25 protein-coding genes are annotated in these 23,002 nt (G+C 43.2%); 23 read left to right on the top strand and 2 right to left on the bottom strand.

All coding sequences use genetic code 11. The annotated features are described in order from the left end of the window. Positions 1 to 8 precede the first annotated feature (8 nt). The 6 genes from holB to rsmI all read left to right on the top strand — a co-directional run bounded on the left by holB (position 9) and on the right by rsmI (position 4,145). The gene (gene holB / locus BLT_RS0120325; RefSeq protein ID WP_017729535.1) at positions 9 to 995 is read left to right on the top strand and encodes a DNA polymerase III subunit delta'; all 987 of its coding nucleotides are present in this window, start codon (positions 9 to 11) and stop codon (positions 993 to 995) included. 4 nt (positions 996 to 999) lie between these two features. Continuing rightward, a complete protein-coding gene (locus tag BLT_RS0120320; protein ID WP_017729534.1) occupies positions 1,000 to 1,827 on the top strand; it encodes a PSP1 domain-containing protein in 828 nt (275 codons plus the stop codon). 15 nt (positions 1,828 to 1,842) lie between these two features. After that, positions 1,843 to 2,187, top strand: a complete 345-nt coding sequence (yabA, locus tag BLT_RS0120315) for a DNA replication initiation control protein YabA (RefSeq protein ID WP_017729533.1) — start codon at positions 1,843 to 1,845, stop codon at positions 2,185 to 2,187. Between the two features lie 92 nt (positions 2,188 to 2,279). Continuing rightward, positions 2,280 to 3,023, top strand: a complete 744-nt coding sequence (locus tag BLT_RS0120310) for a tRNA1(Val) (adenine(37)-N6)-methyltransferase (protein ID WP_017729532.1) — start codon at positions 2,280 to 2,282, stop codon at positions 3,021 to 3,023. Then, positions 3,020 to 3,301 carry a GIY-YIG nuclease family protein gene (locus BLT_RS0120305; RefSeq protein ID WP_017729531.1) on the top strand — a complete coding sequence of 94 codons (282 nt, stop codon included), beginning with the start codon at positions 3,020 to 3,022 and terminating at the stop codon, positions 3,299 to 3,301. Before BLT_RS0120310 ends, BLT_RS0120305 begins: the two co-directional genes overlap by 4 nt. Further along, positions 3,273 to 4,145, top strand: a complete 873-nt coding sequence (rsmI, locus tag BLT_RS0120300; protein ID WP_017729530.1) for a 16S rRNA (cytidine(1402)-2'-O)-methyltransferase — start codon at positions 3,273 to 3,275, stop codon at positions 4,143 to 4,145. Before BLT_RS0120305 ends, rsmI begins: the two co-directional genes overlap by 29 nt. Positions 4,146 to 4,225: 80 nt before the next feature. On the opposite strand, the gene BLT_RS0120295 is transcribed toward rsmI, so the two are convergent. Further along, the gene (locus BLT_RS0120295; protein WP_017729529.1) at positions 4,226 to 4,516 is read right to left on the bottom strand and encodes an AbrB/MazE/SpoVT family DNA-binding domain-containing protein; all 291 of its coding nucleotides are present in this window, start codon (positions 4,514 to 4,516) and stop codon (positions 4,226 to 4,228) included. Between the two features lie 196 nt (positions 4,517 to 4,712). Here BLT_RS0120295 and BLT_RS0120290 point away from each other — a divergent pair, with 196 nt between their 5' ends. The 8 genes from BLT_RS0120290 (at position 4,713) to yabG (ending at position 15,097) form a co-directional block, all read left to right on the top strand. Next, positions 4,713 to 5,675 carry a DNA double-strand break repair nuclease NurA gene (locus tag BLT_RS0120290; RefSeq protein ID WP_017729528.1) on the top strand — a complete coding sequence of 321 codons (963 nt, stop codon included), beginning with the start codon at positions 4,713 to 4,715 and terminating at the stop codon, positions 5,673 to 5,675. A 14-nt stretch (positions 5,676 to 5,689) separates the two neighbouring features. After that, complete coding sequence (locus BLT_RS0120285) at positions 5,690 to 7,522, top strand: ATP-binding protein (RefSeq protein WP_017729527.1); 1,833 nt, start codon at positions 5,690 to 5,692, stop codon at positions 7,520 to 7,522. Between the two features lie 340 nt (positions 7,523 to 7,862). Then, entirely contained in the window at positions 7,863 to 9,890 is a 2,028-nt protein-coding gene (gene metG / locus BLT_RS0120280; protein ID WP_051045276.1) for a methionine--tRNA ligase, read from the top strand. Positions 9,891 to 10,139: 249 nt separating this feature from the next. Continuing rightward, the gene (locus BLT_RS0120275) at positions 10,140 to 10,910 is read left to right on the top strand and encodes a TatD family hydrolase (protein WP_017729525.1); all 771 of its coding nucleotides are present in this window, start codon (positions 10,140 to 10,142) and stop codon (positions 10,908 to 10,910) included. A 228-nt stretch (positions 10,911 to 11,138) separates the two neighbouring features. Next, on the top strand, positions 11,139 to 12,356 hold the full coding sequence (locus BLT_RS0120270) for a G5 and 3D domain-containing protein (RefSeq protein WP_017729524.1): 1,218 nt from the start codon (positions 11,139 to 11,141) through the stop codon (positions 12,354 to 12,356). 379 nt (positions 12,357 to 12,735) lie between these two features. Beyond that, the gene (rnmV, locus tag BLT_RS0120265) at positions 12,736 to 13,296 is read left to right on the top strand and encodes a ribonuclease M5 (protein ID WP_017729523.1); all 561 of its coding nucleotides are present in this window, start codon (positions 12,736 to 12,738) and stop codon (positions 13,294 to 13,296) included. Further along, positions 13,289 to 14,167, top strand: coding sequence for a 16S rRNA (adenine(1518)-N(6)/adenine(1519)-N(6))-dimethyltransferase RsmA (gene rsmA / locus BLT_RS0120260; RefSeq protein WP_017729522.1), 879 nt, complete (start codon positions 13,289 to 13,291; stop codon positions 14,165 to 14,167). The genes rnmV and rsmA overlap by 8 nt, the downstream gene beginning before the upstream one ends. 51 nt (positions 14,168 to 14,218) lie before the next feature. After that, positions 14,219 to 15,097 (top strand): sporulation peptidase YabG, encoded by an 879-nt coding sequence (gene yabG, locus BLT_RS0120255; RefSeq protein WP_017729521.1) that lies wholly within the window; start codon positions 14,219 to 14,221, stop codon positions 15,095 to 15,097. Positions 15,098 to 15,405: 308 nt separating this feature from the next. Here yabG and BLT_RS0120250 read toward each other — a convergent pair whose 3' ends face one another. Beyond that, positions 15,406 to 15,951: a hypothetical protein gene (locus BLT_RS0120250; protein ID WP_017729520.1), complete on the bottom strand. Its 546-nt coding sequence runs from the start codon at positions 15,949 to 15,951 to the stop codon at positions 15,406 to 15,408. Positions 15,952 to 16,212: 261 nt separating this feature from the next. Between BLT_RS0120250 and BLT_RS0120245 the strand changes: the two genes are divergently transcribed. From BLT_RS0120245 to BLT_RS23510, 9 genes are all read left to right on the top strand, one after another. Continuing rightward, positions 16,213 to 17,430, top strand: coding sequence for a quaternary amine ABC transporter ATP-binding protein (locus BLT_RS0120245; protein WP_017729519.1), 1,218 nt, complete (start codon positions 16,213 to 16,215; stop codon positions 17,428 to 17,430). After that, positions 17,399 to 18,244 (top strand): ABC transporter permease, encoded by an 846-nt coding sequence (locus BLT_RS0120240; RefSeq protein WP_017729518.1) that lies wholly within the window; start codon positions 17,399 to 17,401, stop codon positions 18,242 to 18,244. The genes BLT_RS0120245 and BLT_RS0120240 overlap by 32 nt, the downstream gene beginning before the upstream one ends. A gap of 77 nt (positions 18,245 to 18,321) precedes the next feature. After that, on the top strand, positions 18,322 to 19,242 hold the full coding sequence (locus tag BLT_RS0120235) for a glycine betaine ABC transporter substrate-binding protein (RefSeq protein WP_017729517.1): 921 nt from the start codon (positions 18,322 to 18,324) through the stop codon (positions 19,240 to 19,242). Positions 19,243 to 19,561: 319 nt separating this feature from the next. Beyond that, positions 19,562 to 19,828: a biofilm formation stimulator Veg gene (gene veg / locus BLT_RS0120225; protein ID WP_017729515.1), complete on the top strand. Its 267-nt coding sequence runs from the start codon at positions 19,562 to 19,564 to the stop codon at positions 19,826 to 19,828. 122 nt (positions 19,829 to 19,950) lie between these two features. Beyond that, the gene (locus tag BLT_RS0120215) at positions 19,951 to 20,133 is read left to right on the top strand and encodes a small, acid-soluble spore protein, alpha/beta type (protein ID WP_017729513.1); all 183 of its coding nucleotides are present in this window, start codon (positions 19,951 to 19,953) and stop codon (positions 20,131 to 20,133) included. 371 nt (positions 20,134 to 20,504) lie between these two features. Further along, entirely contained in the window at positions 20,505 to 21,371 is an 867-nt protein-coding gene (ispE, locus tag BLT_RS0120210; protein ID WP_017729512.1) for a 4-(cytidine 5'-diphospho)-2-C-methyl-D-erythritol kinase, read from the top strand. Positions 21,372 to 21,432: 61 nt separating this feature from the next. Continuing rightward, positions 21,433 to 22,272, top strand: coding sequence for a pur operon repressor (gene purR, locus BLT_RS0120205; protein ID WP_017729511.1), 840 nt, complete (start codon positions 21,433 to 21,435; stop codon positions 22,270 to 22,272). A gap of 75 nt (positions 22,273 to 22,347) precedes the next feature. Next, positions 22,348 to 22,728, top strand: coding sequence for a 2-iminobutanoate/2-iminopropanoate deaminase (gene ridA / locus BLT_RS0120200; protein ID WP_026105217.1), 381 nt, complete (start codon positions 22,348 to 22,350; stop codon positions 22,726 to 22,728). 170 nt (positions 22,729 to 22,898) lie between these two features. Further along, on the top strand, positions 22,899 to 23,002 hold a 104-nt coding region (locus tag BLT_RS23510; protein WP_201764281.1), incomplete at its 3' end, for a transposase.

The raw sequence follows: 23,002 nt of genomic DNA, 5'->3' as shown, positions 1-23,002 counted from the left end.
ATTCCTCCATGAGTTGGAAGGAACTCGCTCAAACCCAGCCTTACGTAGTCCAGATGCTGACAAGTAGTTTAAAAAAGGAGCGACTTGCTCATGCTTACCTGTTTGAGGGGAGCCGGGGCACAGGAAAAAAACGTGTAGCTCTTCAGCTTGCGAAGAGCTTTTTTTGTGGGAAGAAAGAAGGGGTCGAACCATGTCAAATCTGTCCAGACTGTAAAAGAATTGATCATGGCAACCACCCTGATCTTCACTTGATTGAACCAGACGGGCAATCGATTAAAAAGCAGCAGGTTGAACATCTGCAAAAGGAATTTACATACCGAGGCGTTGAGTCGTCAAAAAAAGTCTATTTAATCGATCAAGCCGACAAAATGACAGCAAGTGCTGCCAATAGTCTGTTAAAATTTTTAGAGGAACCAGGGGCGCCGACGCTTGCTCTTTTATTGACAGAGCAAGTGCAACATATGCTCTCAACAGTTTTGTCCCGTAGCCAGATTCTTACCTTTTCACCCCTTCCACGCGAAGCGTTTATCAAAATTTTGACAAATGAGGGGATTTCTTTGCCGATTTCCTCCCTTTTATCAAGTTTGACAACAAGTTATGAGGAAGCGATGGGCTTGGCAGAAGGGGAGTGGATTGCACAAGCAAGGAACGTAGTGATACAATTGGTAGAAGAGCTCCATTCACGACAAAATCAAGTGATGTTTACACTCCAAGAAAAGTGGTTTCCTCACTTTAAAGAGAGAAAAGAGCAGGAGCTTGGCCTTGATTTACTCCTCCTATGGTATCGAGACCTTTTATATACACAAGTAGGGAAAGATGATGCGCTCACGTACCTAGATCAGAAAGAGACACTATCACAACAGGTGCTTTCTAGCTCACAAAGCAGAATAAGCGAGTCGATGTCTGCGATTATGGAAGCAAAGCGATATCTGAGTGCCAATGTTCATCCGCAATTGTTGATGGAAAAACTGATGCTCAGATTACAGGAGGGATAGACGGTTGCATCATGTAGTAGGCGTCCGGTTTAAAAAAGCGGGCAAAATTTATTATTTTTCTCCTGGTGAATTTGATTTACCAAAAGGGGAAGCTGTTATCGTTGAAACATCCCGAGGGGTGGAATTCGGGAATGTTGTTATAGAAAGAAAAACCGTTGGTGAACATGACGTCGTCTTACCATTAAAGCAAGTGATTCGTGTGGCAACACAAAAAGACAAGCTTACGGTTGAGGAAAACAAAGAAGCGGCGAAAAAAGCGTATCGTGTGTGTGTGGAGAAAATAGCTGAGCATGCACTCGAGATGAAACTCGTTGATGTTGAATATACGTTTGATCGGAACAAGGTGCTTTTTTACTTTACGGCTGATGGACGAATTGACTTCCGTGAACTTGTAAAAGACCTTGCTTCTGTGTTTCGGACGAGAATTGAACTTCGGCAGATCGGTGTCCGTGATGAAGCAAAAATGCTCGGTGGAATCGGACCATGTGGGCGGGTGCTCTGCTGTTCGTCGTTTTTAGGAGACTTTGAACCTGTTTCGATTAAAATGGCGAAAGATCAAAACCTTTCATTAAATCCGGCCAAGATATCAGGGCTGTGCGGACGGCTTATGTGTTGTTTGAAATATGAAAATGACATGTACGAGTCTGCAAAGCAAGAGTTGCCTGACCTTGGAAAAATGATGGATACGCCTCATGGAAAAGGGAAGGTTGTTGGGTTGAATATGCTAGAGCGCTTGGTTCAAGTTGAATTGTTCGAAGGTGAGCGTGTACTTGAATTTTCACTTGAGGAACTCATGGAAAGAGGCGCGGTTCCTACTGAAGCCACAGAATGATGAGGTGGAAGGCCCGTGAACAAGAAGGCAATCTTTACACAAGTAAGTCAGCTTGAGGAACGAATCGGTGAACTCCATCGTGAATTAGGTGGATTGAAGGAGCAGCTTGCTTATTTAATTGAAGAAAATCATTTTCTAACCATTGAAAATGAGCATCTGCGTGAGCGCTTGGAAGCTCCAAAAGAAAAGCAAGAAGATAAATCGGTAGAACTGAAGCAAAAGCCAGTTATTGGCGAGGGCTATGACAACCTTGCCAGATTGTATCAGGAAGGGTTCCATATATGCAATACCCATTACGGCAGTATTCGTTCTGATGGTGACGATTGTCTGTTCTGCCTCTCTTTTCTGAATCAAAAATAATCAGATAGCTATCCTCAAGGTATAAGCGGTCTTTCCTGAAGTGGAAAGGCCCTTTTTGTGAAAATAAATGAGAGGAATGGAGGCGTTATGAGGTGACGATTCAATTACATACCGATGAACGAGTAGATTATGTTGCTGGAGGAAAATTGAAAGTGATTCAAAGTCCTCACGTATTTTCGTTCTCTATCGATGCAGTACTTCTCGCTCGTTTTGTTCATGTCCCGATTCAAAAAGGAGCAATGCTTGACCTCTGTTCGGGCAATGGCATTATTCCGTTGATTCTCTCTGAGCGTTCCAAGGCGAGCATTATTGGGGTTGAAATTCAAGAACGTTTGTATGACATGGCGGAGCGCAATGCCTTATTAAATAAAAAAACAGAACAGATCTCCTTTGTCCATAGTGACTTGAATGCTTTGCCAAATTCCATTAAAGGCATCACGTATGATGTGGTTACATGCAACCCCCCTTATTTTGAAACAGTGACAGAAAAGGAAAAAAATCAAAACCTCCATTTAGCAATTGCCCGGCATGAAATGTATTGTACGCTAGAGGATGTGATTCGTGTCAGCAGCCAGCTTGTGAAGGATAAAGGGAAGGTTGCACTTGTGCATCGACCAGAGCGTCTCGCTAGCATGATGACACTTATGCGACATTATAAAATTGAACCAAAGCGAGTTCAATTCATCCATCCAAAGCAAGGGAAGGATGCAAACATTGTTCTTCTCGAGGGGATAAAAGCCAGTAAACCAGGGCTCATTTGTTTGCCGCCTTTAATGGTTTACAATAATGAGGGTGTATATACTGAGGAATTTAGAAAGGTATATGAAGGACGATGAATTATTATATGTATGTGCTTGAATGCAAGGATGGCAGCTGGTATACAGGCTATACAACAGACATTGAGAGACGGCTGTCGATGCATGCAGCGGGAAAAGGGGCAAAGTATACGCGTGGGAGAGGACCTTTTCACCTTGTTTACGCCTGTTCCTATGAGACAAAAACAGAGGCATTACAGGCGGAGCATGCATTTAAAAGGCTGTCGCGACGCCAAAAAGAACAGTTTGTCGCTGAAAAAGGAGTTAATGATGAAGAAACAAGCCAGTTTTCAAGCTGAAGAAAGACAAGGTGCTCTTTACCTTGTCCCAACCCCGATTGGCAACCTGGAGGATATGACCTTTCGAGCGATTCGTATATTGAAAGAAGCGGACCTTGTTGCGGCAGAGGATACAAGGCAAACGCGAAAGCTTTTCAACCATTTCGACATTGAAACGAAGCTTGTCAGTTACCATGAGCATAATAAAGAAGCAAGTGGGCGAGGTTTAATTGATTTAGTAAAGGACGGGGCGACAGTTGCACTTGTAAGCGATGCAGGAATGCCGGCGATTTCCGACCCGGGCTTTGAGCTTGTCCAAGCGGCAATTGAAGCAGACCTACCTGTCATCCCTTTGCCTGGAGCGAATGCTGCATTAACAGCATTGATTGCCTCTGGATTACCGACCGACTCATTTTCATTTTTTGGTTTTTTACCAAGACAGAAAAAGCAAAAGCGTGAAGCTCTGGAGCAATTACGTGATCAACCGTCAACGCTTCTTTTTTATGAGGCCCCTCACCGTTTAAAAGAAACCTTGCGCCTCATGCATGAGGTATTTGGTAATCGGCTTATTTGCATTAGCCGAGAACTAACGAAGAAGTTTGAGGAATTTCAAAGAGGGACATTAGAGGAGGCCCTTGATTGGATGGAAGCCGGCACAATTAAGGGAGAATTTTGTCTGGTCGTTGAAGGAAGCACAGAGGAAGGGAAAGACGAGCAGACATGGTGGAACCCTATGACACTTGAACAGCATGTTGAGCATTACCTTATCTTAGGAATGAAGCCAAAGGAAGCGATCAAGCAAGTTGCACAGGATCGAAACCTCCCAAAGCGTGACGTGTATCAAGCATATCATCAAGGGGATTAGAGGATTGCTTTTATAAATGAAGGCAAAAAAAGAGACTCTGCCGTAATTGGCAAGAGTCTTTCTTTTTTACAAAAGGTGAATTAAGATTGAGTTGTACGGCTCACATATTCTTGAAGGTCTCTCAAAATCTCTTGTGCACCTTGTGGGCTTAAGATGATTTTTCCACCAGCAATGGATAGGTTGTCGTCAGATACTTCACCTGTAACTTGGCATGTCATGTTAGGCTTGTACTTTTTAAGGATAATGCGATCATTATCAACATAAATTTCAAGAGCGTCCTTTTCTGCAATATCAAGTGTACGACGAAGCTCAATCGGAATAACGACACGGCCTAATTCATCAACTTTACGAACAATACCTGTAGATTTCATTTGAACAATTCTCCTCTTCTATTTTCGTCATTTTATTATATGCGTCATAATTCGACATTTTTTTCTCTATGAACTAAGAATACCAATGTTTCCAAAACAAGTCAATTATTTTTTTATCGAAATGAATTAGAAGTATTTTACTATTACGCAAAATTAATAGTTTAATAAGGTGTACAAGCTGAAAGGTGTTGAAAAAATGCTTGAGATTGATCCAGAACTCATCGATAAAATTAAAAAAGCTGACGAGAAAATTCGCCAAAAATACGATCATTCGACAAAAACCAGGGATATCATTCGACAAAAACTGACAGAATCCAACGGAGTCTTTCGACAAATGGAGCGTTGGGGTAATCAAACCTTGTCTTCATGGCTTGCTGGGCGCGAAGTTGGCGCTGTGGATGGCTCGGTCAATCAAACAAAAGGTGACCCCCCTCATGTCCTTTATTTCTTTCAAGCACTTGCGAAAACACTTCAAGGGACAACGTGCGTAAAAACAGATGTATACACGCCCCTATTAGATGAAAAGGTCGAAGGGGAGGAAAAAGTTGAGCCTGTGAAATGGAGAGCCCACCTCCTATCAAAGCTAGAATTACAAGCGGCGACTGAACTGATCACAAAAACAAATGTGGCGATTTTGTTAATGGATGGGGCTCTTTATCACTATCGCATTGATGCCCCTGATCAATGGGAAACCCTGCGCAGCCTTGCTTTGGAAAAAGGGGTTCTCCTTGTGGGTATCTCAGAGGAGATAACGACACAAAACCTTGTTAGTCTTTCCCCTTTTTCCCAATTTTTGAAACGTCCTTCTCATTATGATCGCGATTTTCTTTTTGGGGTCTTAAATAAAGGAGAAACGATTTACGTTGAGGACATTCAGCAAAAGGCGGGCTTGCGCTCTGTATGGATGCGTGCCGGGTCTAGTCCTGCCATTACAGGCTTTGATATGCTAGAGGAACAAGCAAAAGACATGAACTTGGTGGCTGATTTTCTTTATACCTTAACACCAGAAGAAGGGCGAGGGATTCCTCTTTGGCTTGATGTGATTGACAAGGATGTGCGGATCACCGACAAGCTTGTCGATGCCCTTGTTGAACAATATGTTGATCCAGAGATGAAGCAACGCTTCTTTGTCCGAAAACGGCAGGAACGATTGTATTAAAGGAGGGAAAAGTCTTGCAAGTTGTTGGGATTACAACACAGCATGAGGTATATGTTGCCTCAAAGCATCATAAGTTCCGTATGAACGAAATGGTCGTTCTTGAAGATCGCAGCCTAGATTTTCCGAAGGGTGAGGTTGTTGAAACGTTTTCCTATAACCGTTATATCCCAATGGGCTTTGATAAGGGCTTAGTCGATCATCAAGTGCTACAGACATTAGAGCAGCTTGGCTATGATATTGGTGCCGATACGATCCACCTTGCCAAAGTACGTTTATTTGAAGAGGCGATTCAGCCGATTCAAACGGGTGTCATTGTCAGGCACCCTGAATTTCATGAGATTGAAGAACTGCTCGTGAAAGTGAGCCCTAATGATGGTCTAGTCATCGGTGAAGTGAAAGCAACTGATTTTATTTCCAATTCGCTACCAGAAAATCTACAAGGATTAATGAAGCTACAGGAACAAGGGCAGATTCGTAGTCAAAAAGGGGTTCCATTTATTTTTGATATTCGAGCGATGCAGCAGTATCCCCATATCGGCGTTTTTGGTGGATCGGGATCGGGAAAATCCTTCGGGCTTCGTGTCATGCTTGAAGAGTTAATGAAGTTGGAGATTCCAACGCTCGTATTTGACCCCCATTTTGAAATGAGCTTTGCAAAAAAGGCGGAAGGACAGGACTCAGTCCCGTCGTACGTGGAAAAATACCATGTCGTACAAATTGGTCGTGATGTTGGTGTTGATTTTTCGGCGTTATCCACTCGTGATGTGGAACGTCTCCTGCAAGCAGCGTCCTCACTTTCAGAGTCAATGGTAAATGTCATTCAGACGATCCACAAACGAAAAGATAGCTATCAATCGTTTAGTGACAGGGTTGGTAACCTTGGGGATGCCCTTGAGCTTGGCAAGCAAAAGGTAGAGGCCATGCTTCATGATGGAGGTATGTCCCGGGATGAGATCGAGCGGTATAGTACGTATAAAAAGCTGCTTGATCAATATGGAAGCTTGCCTCTTGCCTCCGTGAAGGGGATTCAGTGGCGACTGTACCGTCTTCAGCAGGCCGGGCTGTTTCAGCAAAACATTCGTGCGATCGAACAAGGCCTTCAGCAAGGCAAGCTCGTTGTTGTCCAAGGAGCGGTCTGGCTGTTACAGGTGTTCTCAAGCTATGTTGTTGGTGCGCTTTATAATAAACGGCGCAGCTATAAGGATGCGAAGCTGCAGCAGGAGCAAGGTGAATTTTTTCCTCCTTTTATGGTTGTCACAGATGAGGCGCATAATTTTGCGCCAAAGGGCTATGATGCCCCCGCTAAATCTGTCCTGAAAGAAATTGCCCAAGAAGGTCGGAAGTATGGTGTCTTTTTAATTTTTGCAACACAGCGACCGACCCTGCTTGATGAGACCATTACAGCGCAGCTCAATACCAAATTTGTTTTCCGTACCGTTCGCGGTACCGACATCCAAACGATAAAAGAAGAGACGGATTTGACCCATGAAGAAGGCAAACGGCTTCCTTATTTACGGTCAGGGGATGTGTTTGTATCCTCTGCCATTATGGGACGGACGATGGCGCTGCGCATCCGCTTGGCCCATTCAACAAGTCCTCATACGATGAATCCATTTGATGAGCTCAAAGATATGCAGTCAAAGGGAGATGATGAGCTCCTTCAAGCCCTCGATTCATTCTTGCCGTTGGGCGAGATGAATGTCATGAAGCATGTGGACGAAATTAGCAAAAAATCTGGGAAGCGCTGGGAGGTTTCTGCTTTAAAGCAAGAGCTTGACCGCTTAAGTGAAACAGGAAAGCTAAAGAAGGAAAAAACACCGTTTGCAACCGTTTATGACCGTCCTTGACATTTTACGTTGCCCTTCGGTATATTTTGGGTATACATGCTTAATTAGTGTGAAAGAATAGACAATGTCCAATGAAGGGATGAGTACAGTCAGGTGCCTTTTAGCAGGTTACTGTGTAGAGAGCCGGGGGAGCTGAAAACCGGTATAGGAGGATGGCTGGAAGATGGTCCTGGAGGAATTCGCTTTCGAGTGCGATCTGATGCATAAGGGAGTGACGTAGCTGGCGTTATCAGACGAAGTCACAGACTTCATGAGCCTTTCGTTGTGAAGCGAAAGGGAAGATTGGGTGGTACCACGTGAGCAACAGCTTTCGTCCCGAGGCGGACGAGGGCTTTTTTGTATGGACAAAGGACTCGTCAGCACACCAACAAAACCTATACGAGGAGGATGTACTGTGTCAAAAAAGACCTTTTACTTAACAACACCGATTTATTACCCGAGCGATAAGCTTCATATTGGTCATGCTTATACAACGGTGGCAGGGGACGCGATGGCCCGTTATAAACGTTTACGAGGCTACGATGTCATGTACTTAACAGGGACAGATGAGCATGGACAAAAAATTGAACAAAAAGCAGCAGCGAAGGGCCAAACACCACAGGAATTCGTTGACGGGATAGTAAGAGGAATTCAGGATTTGTGGAAAAAACTCGATATTTCGTACGATGATTTTATTCGGACGACAGAGGACCGGCATAAAGAGGTTGTGGCACAAATTTTTGAACGCTTGTTAGAGCAAGGCGATATTTACCTTGATGAATATGAGGGCTGGTACTCCATTCCTGATGAAACCTTTTATGCGGAAAGACAATTGGTCGACCCTATCTATAATGAAAAAGGTGCGATCATTGGTGGAAAGAGTCCTGATAGTGGGCATCCTGTTGAAAAGGTTCGGGAACAGTCTTATTTCTTCCGAATGAGCAAGTATGCAGATCGGCTGCTGAAATTTTATGAAGAAAACCCAGAGTTTATTCAGCCTGAATCGCGAAAAAATGAAATGATTAACAATTTTATTAAACCGGGGCTAGAAGACTTGGCGGTCTCAAGAACGTCCTTTACGTGGGGGGTTCAAGTACCGAGCAATCCAAAGCATGTCGTTTATGTGTGGATTGACGCGCTTTCAAACTACATTACGGCACTTGGCTATGGACAAGAAAATGATGAAAAATACCAAAAATATTGGCCTGCAGATGTTCATTTAGTTGGAAAGGAAATTGTTCGCTTTCATACAATTTACTGGCCGATTATGTTAATGGCTCTTGATTTGCCTTTGCCGAAAAAAGTTTTTGGGCATGGATGGCTTCTGATGAAGGATGGAAAAATGTCAAAATCAAAAGGGAATGTGGTCGATCCTGTACCTTTAATTGATCGATATGGACTTGATGCCCTTCGCTATTATTTATTGCGTGAAGTTCCATTTGGATCAGATGGGGTCTTTACACCTGAAGCCTTTGTGGAACGGGTGAATTATGACCTTGCGAATGATCTGGGCAATCTGCTAAACCGTACAGTAGCGATGATTAATAAATATTTTGATGGTACCCTTCCAGCGTATATAAAGGATGGAACGCCGTTTGATCGTGACTTGGTCGATCTTGTTCAGGCAACGGTTGAAAAAGTAGAGAATGCTATGGAAGAGATGGAGTTTTCTGTAGCACTTACGGCGATTTGGCAACTTGTGAGTCGGACCAATAAGTACATTGATGAAACGCAGCCATGGCTGCTGGCAAAGGATGCGGCAAAACGGGAACAGCTTGAGGCCTGTATGTATCATCTTGCGGAATCACTTCGCTACGTTTCCATTCTCATTCAACCGTTTCTGACCGAGACGCCGAAGCGAATGTGGGCTCAGCTGGGACTAGATGAGCGTATCACTACATGGGAATCCCTCCGTGCTTTTGGGCAAATCCCTGGCGGAACAAAAGTTGAAAAGGGAGAACCAATTTTTCCACGCCTTGAAGCGGGAGAGGAAATTGCCCATATTAAAGGGTTGATGGGCAAAACGACGGTGAAAGAAGAACAAAAGGATGACGTGCCTGAAGTTGATGAGATTACGATTGACGATTTTTCAAAAGTGGAGCTTCGGGTAGCAGAAGTCATAAAGGCTGAGCCTGTGGAAGGCGCCGATCGGTTGCTTAAAATTCAGCTCGACCTAGGCTATGAAAAGCGACAAGTGGTTTCAGGTATTGCAAAATATTATTCTCCAGAAGAATTAGTCGGAAAAAAAGTAATTTGTGTGACAAACCTAAAGCCTGTGAAGCTTCGTGGAGAGCTGTCTCAAGGTATGATTTTAGCGGGTTCAAAAGGGAAAAAGCTTCAGCTTGCTACAATTGATGGTAGCTTACCGAATGGTGCACAAGTAAAATAAAACGATAAAAGGGCTGGGACATAACGAACGTGTATGATTGAAAATGAGAACAATGCATAACCTTAGCGAAGTATATTTCCGAAGTAAATGCTATGCAGCAGCGATCATGACGTTCGGATGTCTCATCAATAAAAACTCTTTTGTCCCAGCCCCTTCGTTATTCTGAAATATTAAATAGATGTTACAACTTGCTTTTTCATCTTGTTGTTTAGTAAAGTACAAGCAAAATAGAAAGTTGGAGGCCTTGAGATGTTATTTGACACCCATGTCCATTTAAATGCAGATCAATTTGAAGGTGATGTAAAAGATGTGATTGAGCGTGCACAGCAAGCTGGTGTGGAAGGGATGGTCGTTGTTGGATTTGATGAAAAAACCATTAAAGGGGCCTTGCATCTCGCCGAATCCTATGATTTTCTTTATGCAGCGGTGGGTTGGCATCCTGTTGAAGCGATCGATATGACTGACGATCATCTTGCTTGGCTTGAGGAGCTAGCCACACATCCCAAAGTTGTTGCCTTAGGAGAAATGGGTTTAGATTATTATTGGGAGAAGTCGCCCAAGGATGTTCAAAAAGAAGTGTTCCGCAAGCAAATCAGACTTGCGAAAAAGGTGAACTTGCCAATCATTATTCATAACCGTGAGGCCGATCAAGACATCGTCGATCTCTTAAAAGAGGAAGATGCAAAAGAGGTAGGAGGCATTATGCATTGCTTTGGCGGGAGCGTGGAAATCGCCACGGAATGTTTAAAAATGAATTTTTACATTTCCCTAGGTGGGCCAGTTACGTTTAAAAATGCAAAGCGTCCTAAGGAAGTGGCAAAGGCGGTTCCACTTGAACGCTTGCTTATCGAAACAGACTGTCCATATCTTGCGCCCCACCCGTACAGAGGAAAACGAAATGAACCGGCGTACGTAAAGCTTGTAGCTGAAGAAATTGCGGCGCTGAAAGAAATAAGCTATGAAGAGCTTGCTAAAAAAACGACTGAAAATGCAAAAAAATGTTTTGGCATAAATCGATAAGGGAGTATGTCGCTTGTTGACGAGATGTGTATAAAAATTTAGGCATTCGTATCCGTTCTACAGGACTAGGCCTTTACATAGATTGAACGTGTCGAGAAGTTTTTATTTTCTTTCCGCTAAAATTTATGGATAATAAGGACACTGCGGAAGAAAGTAACAAATGAATGAGTTGACAAATGGGAGGTGCTATGGATATAATTCGGTCGTTACGAAGGAGGAATCCATGACATGGAAGTGAACATACGCAAACTTGTTTCCGGACCTCGTCCTGGAAAGAAGTTCGTCATCTCTCTCATGAGCCTCATTCTTTTTGCCGCCATCATCGGTTATGCGGTGTACGAGACAACGAAGGCAACAGTCACCGTCGCCTTAGAAGGTGAAGAAGAAGTGGTCGTGCAAACACATGCTTCAACTGTTGGGGAGCTTATGGAAGAGCAAGCGTGGGATGTCCAAAATCATGATCTGATTGAACCTGCCTTAGATTCCGAGATTATAGGGAATATGACGATTGCTTGGAAGCCTGCGAAGCAAATCTTTGTCAAGATAGACGGAGAAGAGCGAACAGTGTGGACAACAGCAAACAATGTAGAAGAACTAATAAAAGAGTTAGAGATTGCACATACGGAGAAAGATTATCTTCAACCTAGCCTAACAACAGCTATTACAGATGAGATGAATCTAGTCTATGAATCTGCTTTTCAAGTTGAGCTCATAAGTGATGGTAAAAAACGTGAAGTATGGACAACTTCGACTACTGTCGCTGACTTTTTAGAGAGAGAAGATTTAGAATTGGGCGAGCTTGACCGCGTTGAACCTGAATTGGATGCGCGGATCGATGAACAAACAGATATTCGAGTCATTCGGGTAGAAAAAGTCACCGATGTAGTGGAAGAATCTGTTGCTTTTGCAACAGTGACTCGTAAAGATGACAAGCTTGAAAGTGGCAAAGAAAAAGTCATTGATTCTGGAAAAGAAGGCCGTGTTGAGAAGCACTATGAAGTGACGCTAGAAGATGGGAAAGAAGTTTCCCGCGAGCTTGTAAAAACAGAAACGGTCAGGGAAAGTGAAGACCGTGTCGTCGCAGTTGGGACACGACCGGCTGCTACCAATGTTTCTCGTAGTGCTAGCGCTGCAAGCTCATCGAGTACACCAAGTGGAAGAACATTGAGCGTTACCGCAACCGCATATACAGCCAATTGCGCTGGCTGCAGCGGGATCACAGCTACAGGAATTAATTTAAATAATAATCGTCATGCGAAGGTCATCGCAGTCGACCCAAGTGTCATTCCGCTTGGCACTCGTGTCCACGTCGAAGGGTATGGAACGGCGATTGCTGGTGATACAGGTGGTGCGATCCGTGGCCACAAAATTGATCTTCACATGCCAACAAAGGCTGAAGCTCAGCGTTGGGGACGAAGAACGGTTAAAATCACCATTCTAAATTAAACCAGAGCTCAGAGCACAGGGCATTTTTTGCGCTGTGCTTTTCTTGTGTTTAAAAAAACGCTACAATAGAGGAATCAGAAAAGTGTCGCTGTTTTTTTCGTAGAGAGCTGGTCGAAGGGGAGTAAGAAAAACTAGAAACGCCCGCCGATTTGCAATCTTCGATTAAGATAAGGAAAAACGATAAATAAATGCTCGATTTGAAGGTATCTGGTAGGCGCTAAGCTTTTGCCCAGGTAAAGGGGCGGAGCTTGCAGAGGATGGCGAAACAAGAAGAGTGTCTCTCACACCACCTTAATGAAGTGGTGCTTAGATTCATTGCAAGTTTGTTTCCATTCCATATGTGGCGAGCTTGCTCGCGAAAGGTTTTAAGGAGGAACGCATGAAGGTTAGGGAGATTATCGTTGTGGAGGGTCGTGACGATACGATTGCGATCCAACGGGCGGTTGATGCGGATACAATTGAAACGAACGGCTCTGCGGTGAATGAAGAGGTGATAAAACGGATTGCCCTTGCTCAAGAACGGCGTGGGGTGATTATCTTAACCGATCCTGATTACCCTGGTGAACGGATTCGTCGGATCGTCAGTGAGCGTGTGCCAGGCTGTAAACATGCTTTTTTACCAAAACGTGAAGCCATCTCGAAAAAGGGAGATGACCTTGGGGTTGAAAATGCATCTCCAGAAGCAATCCGTGAAGCGTTAAAGCATGTGCAACAGGAAATGATACAAACAGAGGAAACCATCACATGGCTTGATTTGCAAGCTGTGGGCTTAGTTGCTGGTCCAATGGCAAAGAAAAGGCGGGAGCGACTAGGGGAGCGATTAAACATTGGCTATGCGAATGGGAAAACACTCCACAAACGGCTGCAAATGTTTCAAATAAGTAAAGCTGAGTTCGGGCAAGCCATCGGCCAAGTGTTAGAGGAGGAGCAGCATGACTAAAGACATTGCGACCCCAAATCGGACGAAGGAAATTTTGAAGAAGTATAATTTCACGTTCAAAAAAAGCTTAGGGCAGAATTTTTTAATTGATACAAATGTTTTGCGCAATATTGTCGATGTAGCAGAATTGTCGCCAGAATCAGGTGCCATTGAAATTGGTCCTGGAATCGGGGCGCTTACCGAACAGCTAGCAAAACAGGTGAAGAAGGTCGTTGCTTTTGAAATTGATCAGCGCCTACTTCCTGTATTGGCTGATACGTTATCACCGTACCCCCATGCAACGATTGTTCACTCTGACGTCCTAAAGGCGGATGTTCGTCAAGTCATGAGTCAGTATTTTGAAGACGGTCAGGATGTAATGGTTGTGGCGAATTTACCGTACTATGTGACAACACCTATTCTCATGAAGTTATTGGAGGAGCGCTTGCCGATCCGAGGGATTGTTGTCATGATTCAAGCGGAGGTAGCAGAACGTATTGCTGCAAAACCTGGGACGAAGGAGTACGGATCCTTGTCTATTGCTGCGCAATATTACGCAAAAGCCGAAAAGGTGCTTACAGTTCCGAAAACGGTATTTGTACCGCAACCTAATGTGGACTCTGCTGTGCTAAAGTTGACATTACGGGAGGAGCCCCCTGTAAAAGTAAGAAATGAGCGCTATTTTTTCGAGATCATTCGGGCGAGCTTTGCCAATCGTCGAAAGACCTTATTAAATAATCTCATTCATAATCTTATGGGTAAGGACAACAAAGCGGTTGTGGAAGCGGCCTTAGAACAAGCGGGCATTGACCCAAATCGCCGGGGTGAAACATTAACGATTGAAGAGTATGCCCGTTTATGTGATGCGCTAGAAAGTGTCCAGGAGCGATAGGAACGTTCCTCTTCTTCCCTACATAGGCTAAGGGGGGAGGAGGTATTTCCGTTGAAGCTAAATGTAGGAGATATCGTTGCAAGGCCCTCTTATCATTGCGATTTGCTCTTTCGTGTTGTCTCCATAGAACGTGACGCTGTGCAGCTTATTGGTGAAGAGATGCGACTATGTGCAGATGCGCCATTTGATGACCTTGTTGTGATCAATGAAAAAGAGCGCAGTGAGCGGAGAAGGCTAGCGCAAGAAAAAGAAGAAAATTGTTATCGCCTTTTTCGTCAAGACTATAGTTTGATGAAGCAACGCAGTGAATATGAAGCGACATCTGGCTATGCCACAAAGGCATCTTACTTCGAGATGCGTGGCAGAGTCTTGCATATTGATGGAGATCGTCTTTATTTACGGAAGTGTACGGAAGTGTATGAAAAGCTTGGTGTACCTGTATATGGCGTCCACCTTACGGAAAAGGAAATGCCCCAACAAATTGGTTCATTGATTGAAATGGTACAGCCAGATATTATTGTGGTAACTGGTCATGATGCGTACTTAAAATCTCGCGGTGATAAAAAGGAAATGAAAGCGTATCGCCATACGAAATATTTTGCCGAATGTGTGCGAATCGCTAGGAAATATAAGCCTCACAGAGATGAGCTTGTTATTTTTGCCGGGGCATGCCAATCTCATTTTGAGACGTTAATTAAGGCTGGAGCCAATTTCGCAAGCTCTCCTAAACGTGTGAATATCCATGCCCTTGATCCTGTTTATATTGCTTCAAAGGTAAGCATGACCTCTTTTATGGAACGGGTCGGCTTGTGGGAAGTATTACGAAATACGATAACGGGTGAAAATGGTCTTGGTGGCATTGAAACAAAAGGGCTCATGAGGCGCGGTATGCCCATAACAACAGAAGAAAAAGAAGAAAACCTGTCGTGAGTCCGTGACAGGTTTTTTGCTGTGTGTAGAAGATGTGTCGTCTCTGGCTGGGGAAAGCGTAGGAATATAGAGCCTGCGCTTTTTTTCGGTATTCTGGCGGAAACCAAGCTTTTCTCCCCCCTGTCATAAAGAGAGGAGGAAAAACAAGGTTGTTTTTCTTGATAAACCTTTATTAAGGGTGAGACAGAAAGGAGTTCGGGAGCTAAGAAAAGCTAAGGCTTCCTCCGATATGTCGTCTCTGGCTGGGGAAAGCGTAGGAATATAGAGCCTGCGCTTTTTTTCGGTATTCTGGCGGAAACCAAGCTTTTCTAATCCTTTCTTGGCACAAGCTTGTAGATTTCTCCGCTCTCAAACAAGCGGATTACTTCCCCGAGCCAATGATAATATTTTTCTGCATGCTCAAGCTTAGCAAAATCGCTTTCAATAGTCGCCTGTAAATCATCATTGTCGGTTTCAGCTAATTCTTGAAGTGTGCTTCGCATTTGTTTTACCGCAAGTAAGTTATTATCGACTGAACTTCTCCAACGCTTAATAAACACGGTGGAGAAAGATTTGTACCAATCCTCTTCGGTTTTGTATAAATCTTTTCGTACTCCTTTTTGCCACACGCGTTCAACCATGTTTGCATCAAGTAAGGAGCGGATGCCTGTGCTCATACTTGTTTTACTCATTCCAAGTGATTGGCTCATTTCATCAAGGGTCATGGGGTGATCTGAAAATAAGACCGTGCCGTACAGCCTGCCTGCAGACGGGCTGAGCCCATATAAATAAATATTGTTCGACATTTCATTTATAAACTGCTCTCTTGCTTGTTCGAGCTTTTGCCACTCTTTTTTATATTCACTGTTTATCAAAGCTATGCCTCTCCCTTCAGTCAACACGTTGCTATTCAAAGTTTACCAAATTACCTTGATCCTCCAAAAGGCTTGCTTGCTTACAATTTTGAAGCAATATGGAGGAATTATAAGGATACCATGTGATAATTTTGTACAGTTTAATCTGTACGTATAATAAGTACGATATATATAGAATACAGAAATTGCTGATAAATGAGAAGAACGATATAGTTGTAAAGTCAGGTTGTTACACAGAGTGACAAAGAGGTGGATTAGTCAGTGTCCAAAATTAAAGTAGAAGGACTTACAAAAGTTTTTGGGAAACGGCCAAAGCGAGCTCTTGCTTTATTGGCTGAACAAAGAAGTAAAGATGAGATTTTGAAAGAAACAGGAATGACCGTGGGGGTTAATCAAGCTTCATTTGATGTGAAAAATGGAGAGATCTTCGTGATTATGGGTCTTTCCGGTAGTGGGAAATCAACATTGGTTCGTCTTTTAAATCGATTGATTGACCCAACGTCTGGTAGTGTCTGGATTGATGGTGAAGATTTAGCGAGGATGGATGAGAAGAAGCTTCGCGAAGTAAGACGAAAAAAAATGGGGATGGTGTTCCAAAAATTTGGACTTTTTCCTAACCGCAATGTTGTAGAGAACGTGGAATATGGGCTTGAAGTTCAGGGAATTGCCAAAGACAAACGACGAGAAAAGGCAGTGTCTTCCTTAGAGCTTGTCGGTTTAAAAGGATATGAAGAAAAATATCCTAGCGAGTTATCTGGGGGAATGCAGCAGCGGGTAGGTCTTGCAAGAGCGTTAGCAAATGACCCAGACGTGCTTTTAATGGATGAAGCCTTCTCAGCCCTTGACCCATTGATTCGAAAAGATATGCAGGATGAACTATTGGATTTACAGCAATCCATGCAAAAAACGATTGTTTTTATTACCCATGATTTAGACGAGGCCCTGCGTATTGGTGACCGGATCATGATTATGAAGGACGGGGCAATTGTGCAAGTAGGGACGCCTGAAGAAATTTTAACAAAACCGAAGGATCATTATGTGGAAAAATTTATTGAAGATGTGGACCGTTCAAAGGTTTTTACGGCGCAAAACGTCATGATTCGACCAGAGACGATTCAAATTGAAAAGGATGGACCACGCGTCGCCCTTCAACGAATGAAGGATGCTGGATTATCAAGTATTTTTGTAACGAAACGGAATAAAGAGCTTGTAGGAATGATCCATGCGCATCAAGTTTCACAGCTTATTAAAGAAAACAAAGATAGTGTTGCAAGCATTGTTGACGAGAATGTCCCTCGTGTTGAGCTAGAAACTCCGTTGCATGATTTGCTTGAGACGGTGTCTACAAGTGCAGTGCCGTTGGCTGTTGTCGATGATGGAAAGCTAAAAGGTATTATTGTAAGAGGGGCCGTGCTTGGAGCCTTATCAGGAAGTGAGGTGGATTTCGATGAGTTCTATACCACAGCTTCCACTCGCTGATTGGATCGACGCATTTGTCGATTGGTTGACCGGAGCAAGCTTTCTTTTTAGCTCCATTCGTAATGTCATTGCCTGGATCGTTGATACCATAGGTGTGACCTTGGCATTCTTCCCTTCTTGGCTATTGATTCTCTTGATCGCAGCCCTTACCTTCTATTTAAATCGAAGCAAATGGGGTTTAACGGTTTTTGTATTAGTTGGTCTTTTTCTTATTGAAAACCTCGGATATTGGCAGGATATGCTCTTAACCTTATCCCTCGTCCTAACAAGTGGATTGATTTCCATCCTCTTTGGGGTGCCTCTTGGAATTTGGATGGCGAAAAATAACGTAGTACAAGCGATTTTAAAGCCAATTCTTGATTTCATGCAGACGATGCCTGCCTTTGTTTATTTAATTCCTGCCGTGGCCTTTTTTGGTATCGGTATGGTGCCAGGGGTTGTGGCTTCCGTTATTTTTGCCATGCCTCCAACCGTTCGTTTAACCAATCTTGGAATTCGCCAAGTTTCGACTGAGCTTATAGAAGCTGCAGATGCCTTCGGGTCAACGAAAGGACAAAAGCTCTTTAAAGTGGAGCTCCCAATGGCTAAAGGGACGATTATGGCAGGGGTGAATCAAAGCATTATGCTTGCGTTATCAATGGTCGTTATTGCTGCCATGATTGGAGCAGGCGGTTTAGGGCGAGAGGTATACTATGCACTTGGCCAAAACAATGTGGGAAGTGGATTTGAAGCGGGAATCGTTATTGTTATCTTAGCGATCATTTTGGACCGCATTACACAAAGCCTTAATCGAGAGAAAAGGGTTTCGTCATAACGGGGGAGAGAATGCAGAGCCCCTAAGGTTCGAAACGTTTTCTTAAATAAAAACAATTAAAAAAGGAGAGGTCAAGCATGAAAAAAAGCTTAAAGTACGTCGTATCAGGAATGGCACTTACTGTTTTCCTTGCAGCATGTGGAGCAGAAGAGACGCAAGATGAGGTCACAGAAACAAACGGCACGGAAGAGACAGAGGCAGCAGCTAATGTTGGGGAAGAGCTTGGTTATACGATCACTGGTATTGATGCTGGTGCAGGGATTATGGCTGCCGCTGAAGAAGCTCTTGAAGTTTATGGGCTAGACAATTACACGCTACAATCTAGTTCAGATGCAGCGATGACAAGTGCGCTGAATGAAGCGTACGAAAATGAAGAAGCGATTGTTGTGACAGGATGGAACCCCCACTGGAAGTTCGCAAAGTATGATTTGAAATACCTTGAAGATCCAGAAGGTGTATTTGGAGCGGCTGAGGACATTCATACGATTGCACGTCTTGGTTTAGAAGAGGATATGCCAGAAGCATATCAAGTCCTTGATAATTTTTATTGGACTGAAGAGGACATGGGTGAAATTATGGTAGAAATTTATGAAGGAAAAGAGCCTGAAGAGGCAGCTGCAGAGTGGGTTGAAAATAACCAAGACAAAGTTGCAGAGTGGACAGACGGTGTTGGTACAGTTGACGGGGAAACCATTTCACTTGCTTTTGTTGCTTGGGATTCTGAAATAGCTTCAACAAATATGATTGCAAAAGTATTAGAAAGCATTGGCTACACTGTTGAAATGAATCCAATGGAAGGTGGCTTTATGTGGGCTGCTGTTGCTAATGGTGAAGCAGATGCAATGGTTGCTGCTTGGTTACCTGGAACACACGCTGCTTACTATGAAGATTACCAAGATGACGTTGTGGACCTTGGAGCAAACTTAGAGGGAGCAAAAATTGGTCTAGTCGTTCCTGCATACATGGAGATTGACTCCATCGAAGATTTACAAGAATAACAATGGGTTCAAGGAGTTAGCCTGATGAAGGCTAACTCCTTTTCCGCTATTAGAAAGCATAGGATTCAAGAATCTAGCTACAAAAGCCCCTTTGCGTGTTTCTTATTTTTATTCGTTGAAAGAGATATACAGTGGTTTTTTCTACATATTTTTCTTAAAAAAAGACAAACTAAGCTAGAGATAGCAGGGTTCAAAAAAATACGAACAATTTTAAACTAAATCATTGACAACAATCTTAATCAATTGATATAATTTAAAATTTATTTGACAAAATAGCTTGTTCGTGCTATACTCAATCATAGCGAGGTGGGGTGTATATATGGGAAAAACGTTAGTGGAAATTAAGCGCGCACTAGATGCCAATGTTGGAAAGCGTATTACGATCAAGGCCAACGGAGGTAGACGCAAAACGATGGAGCGTTCTGGACTTCTTGAAGAAACATACCCTTCTGTGTTTATCATTAAATTAGATGAACAGCAAAATGCTTTTGAACGAGTATCGTATAGCTATGCAGATATTCTGACAGAAACAGTTGAGCTGATGGTCTGTGAAGATGATGGCGCAACGTCACTTTTGAAAATGTAAATGATTGAATTGTTACACATAAATTGGCCTTTTGGAGTTTATCCAAAAGGCCATATTTCGTATGTATCCGGTCATACTATACGTGTCGAAACGATTGATTTTCAAAAAGGGGTTGTTGCGTCATGAGCAGAAGGCGTGGAATCATGTCTGGACGGTTAAAGGAAGAACTGGCAAAAGAGCTAGGCTTTTATGATACGGTCCAAAAAGAGGGCTGGGGCGGAATCCGGGCCCGTGATGCAGGAAACATGGTGAAGCGAGCAATTGAGCTTGCGGAACAGCAATTAGCTGATCGAGAACAACGCTAACTAAGACAATCGTTGCGACAATATGTAGAAGAAGGCGTCCTTAAAAGCTTAGCTTTTGAGGGCGCTTTGCACTTTTTTATAGGTGAGTTTGTTTTTTATACCGTTTTTTATGTGGAGCAGTGAAAATTTCCACAAGAGTGATAAAATGTAATCAAACACGGGGTGATTTTTCAAAGCAAGCTTTTCATGAAAGAGAGCAACCGTCTCACGTTTGAAGAGTTTGTTGGTATGCGTGACCTTTATCCTGATATAGAGGTTTGATATCCTTCTCTGTGAGGATGGGCAGCATGTGATCTGTTAGCGATTGTGGTATGTTTATCAAACAAATGATAAAATAGCGTAAGCATATGGAAGCATAGAAGGTGAAGTGAGTGAAACAATCAATTAAAGCCCCAGCTAAGATCAATTTATCTCTTGACGTATTACATAAGCGCCAGGATGGGTTCCATGAAGTTGAAATGATTATGACGACAGTGGATTTGGCTGATCGGATTGATTTAACAGAAATTGAGGAGGATAAGATTATCGTTGATGTGTCTGAAGGATTTGTTCCAAATGATCAGCGGAATCTTGCCTACCAAGCAGCATTGCTACTGAAGAAACGGTATCACATCAAAAAAGGTGTATCGATTTATATTACAAAACGGATTCCTGTTTCCGCAGGCTTAGCAGGGGGGAGCAGTGATGCAGCTGCAACATTAAAAGGGCTGAACCAGCTTTGGAAGCTTGGTCTCTCGACGGAGGAGCTTGCAGACTTAGGAGCAGAAATAGGCTCAGATGTCTCATTCTGCGTGTATGGTGGGACTGCGCTAGCAACAGGTCGAGGTGAAATCATTCAACCGATTGCTTCACCGCCTCCTTGTTGGGTGATTTTAGCCAAGCCGCCTATTGGTGTTTCTACAGCCGATATTTATAAACAGGTAGACGTATCGAAGATTGAGCATGGCAATACAAAAGCGATGATTCGTGCAATTGAGGAGCAAAGCTTTCAGGATATCTGTCGTCATCTTCATAATGGGTTAGAGTTCGTCACGTTAGATTTGTACCCAGAGGTTCGTAAAATCAAAGAGCAAATGAGTCGGTTTGGTGCGGATGGGGTGCTAATGAGTGGCAGTGGCCCAACTGTATTTGGTCTTGTCCAAAAAGAATCTCGGGTCCACCGCATTTACAATGGACTACGGGGGTTTTGCAGCCATGTTTATGCCGTTCGCCTCATTAGCTCCTCATCGAATACTTGAATAAACACGTACGAGAATGGTATATTATTTGTAAATATTCGGTTTTTGCTTGGAGGACATTATGAAGAAGTTAAAGCGAAGCGGACGGCTTGTAGATATGACCTATTTTTTGCTTCAGCATCCGCATGAGCTCATTTCCCTAACCCACTTTTCTGAACGGTATCAATCGGCTAAATCTTCCATCAGCGAGGATTTAGCGATTATTAAAGAAATTTTTGAAAGCGAAGGGATGGGCGCACTCCTGACGATTCCAGGTGCAAGCGGTGGCGTGAAGTTTATCCCGACGATGGATGAGGAAGAAGCAAAAAGGCTAATTGCAAATCTATGTGAAAAGCTAGCGGTTCCAGAGCGGATATTACCAGGTGGATATTTATATATGATGGACTTACTTGGTAACCCACGTTTTATCCAGGAGGTCGGGCGTCTTTTTGCAGCCGTGCTTGCAGGGAAAGGAATTAACGCAGTTGTCACCGTTGCGACAAAAGGAATTCCGCTCGCTTATGCAGTCGGTCAATATCTAGATGTGCCAGTGAGCATCGTTCGCCGAGACCTACGTGTAACGGAAGGCTCAACCGTTAGCATTAATTATGTATCCGGTTCCTCAAAGCGTATTCAGACAATGACACTAGCCCGCCGCAGCTTAGAGATCGGTTCCCGTGTGTTTATCGTCGATGATTTTATGAAAGCCGGTGGAACGATTCGAGGCATGATGGATTTGCTTGAAGAGTTTCAAGCCGATGTGGCAGGGATTGGCGTTCTTGTAGAATCTCGCGGCTCCGAAGAGCGTCTTGTTGAAGACTACCTCTCATTAACGCGAATTTCGGAAGTGAATGTAAAAGAAAAAAGTATTCATGTTGAGCCAGGAAATGTCTTAGAGAAGCTTCGTTCCCTAAAGCGATAAGAAAAAGGTCAGAAGCTCCCTTCCTTTAAATGATTAGGAAGGGCCCAATTTTTCAAACACTGAAGGAGATGTGTAATCATGAAAGTAGTACATACGAATGACGCACCTGCAGCAATTGGTCCATATTCCCAAGGAATCATTGTCAATAATCTATTTTATAGCTCAGGGCAAATTCCATTAACAGCCGGTGGCGAACTAGTTCAAGGGGATGTAGAAGAACAAACTCATCAAGTCTTTGCCAATTTAAAAGCTGTATTAAAAGAGGCGGGTGCTTCTTTGGAAACAGTCGTGAAAGCGACAGTCTTTATTAAAAATATGGATGACTTTCCGCGGATCAATGAAGTGTACGGTCAATACTTTGATGCACACAAGCCAGCTCGTTCTTGTGTAGAAGTTGCCCGTCTACCAAAAGATGTCCTTGTGGAAATCGAAGTCGTTGCTCTCATTAAGGAATAATTGGAAACCCTGTGAAAACAGGGTTTTTTATTATATGGGTTTAAAACCACGTGTTCTACACGTGTGAAAATAAAACTTCTAGAGTGGTAAAGTGACAGAAAAAATCTCCAATCGTTATAATAGAAGATGGCCGTCAAACCAACTTCTAAAAAACGAAAGGAGATCTACTCATGTCGAGTGACAATAGTTTATCACACACAAGATGGAATTGTAAGTATCACATCGTATTCATACCAAAGTACAGAAGAAAAGTCATTTATGGAAAACTGAGAAA

Source organism: Halalkalibacterium ligniniphilum, assembly GCF_000334155.1.
GTDB lineage: Bacteria > Bacillota > Bacilli > Bacillales > Bacillaceae_D > Halalkalibacterium > Halalkalibacterium ligniniphilum.
The sequence above is the reverse complement of the archived record's forward strand: the minus strand, read 5'-3'. Positions and strand labels throughout refer to the sequence as shown.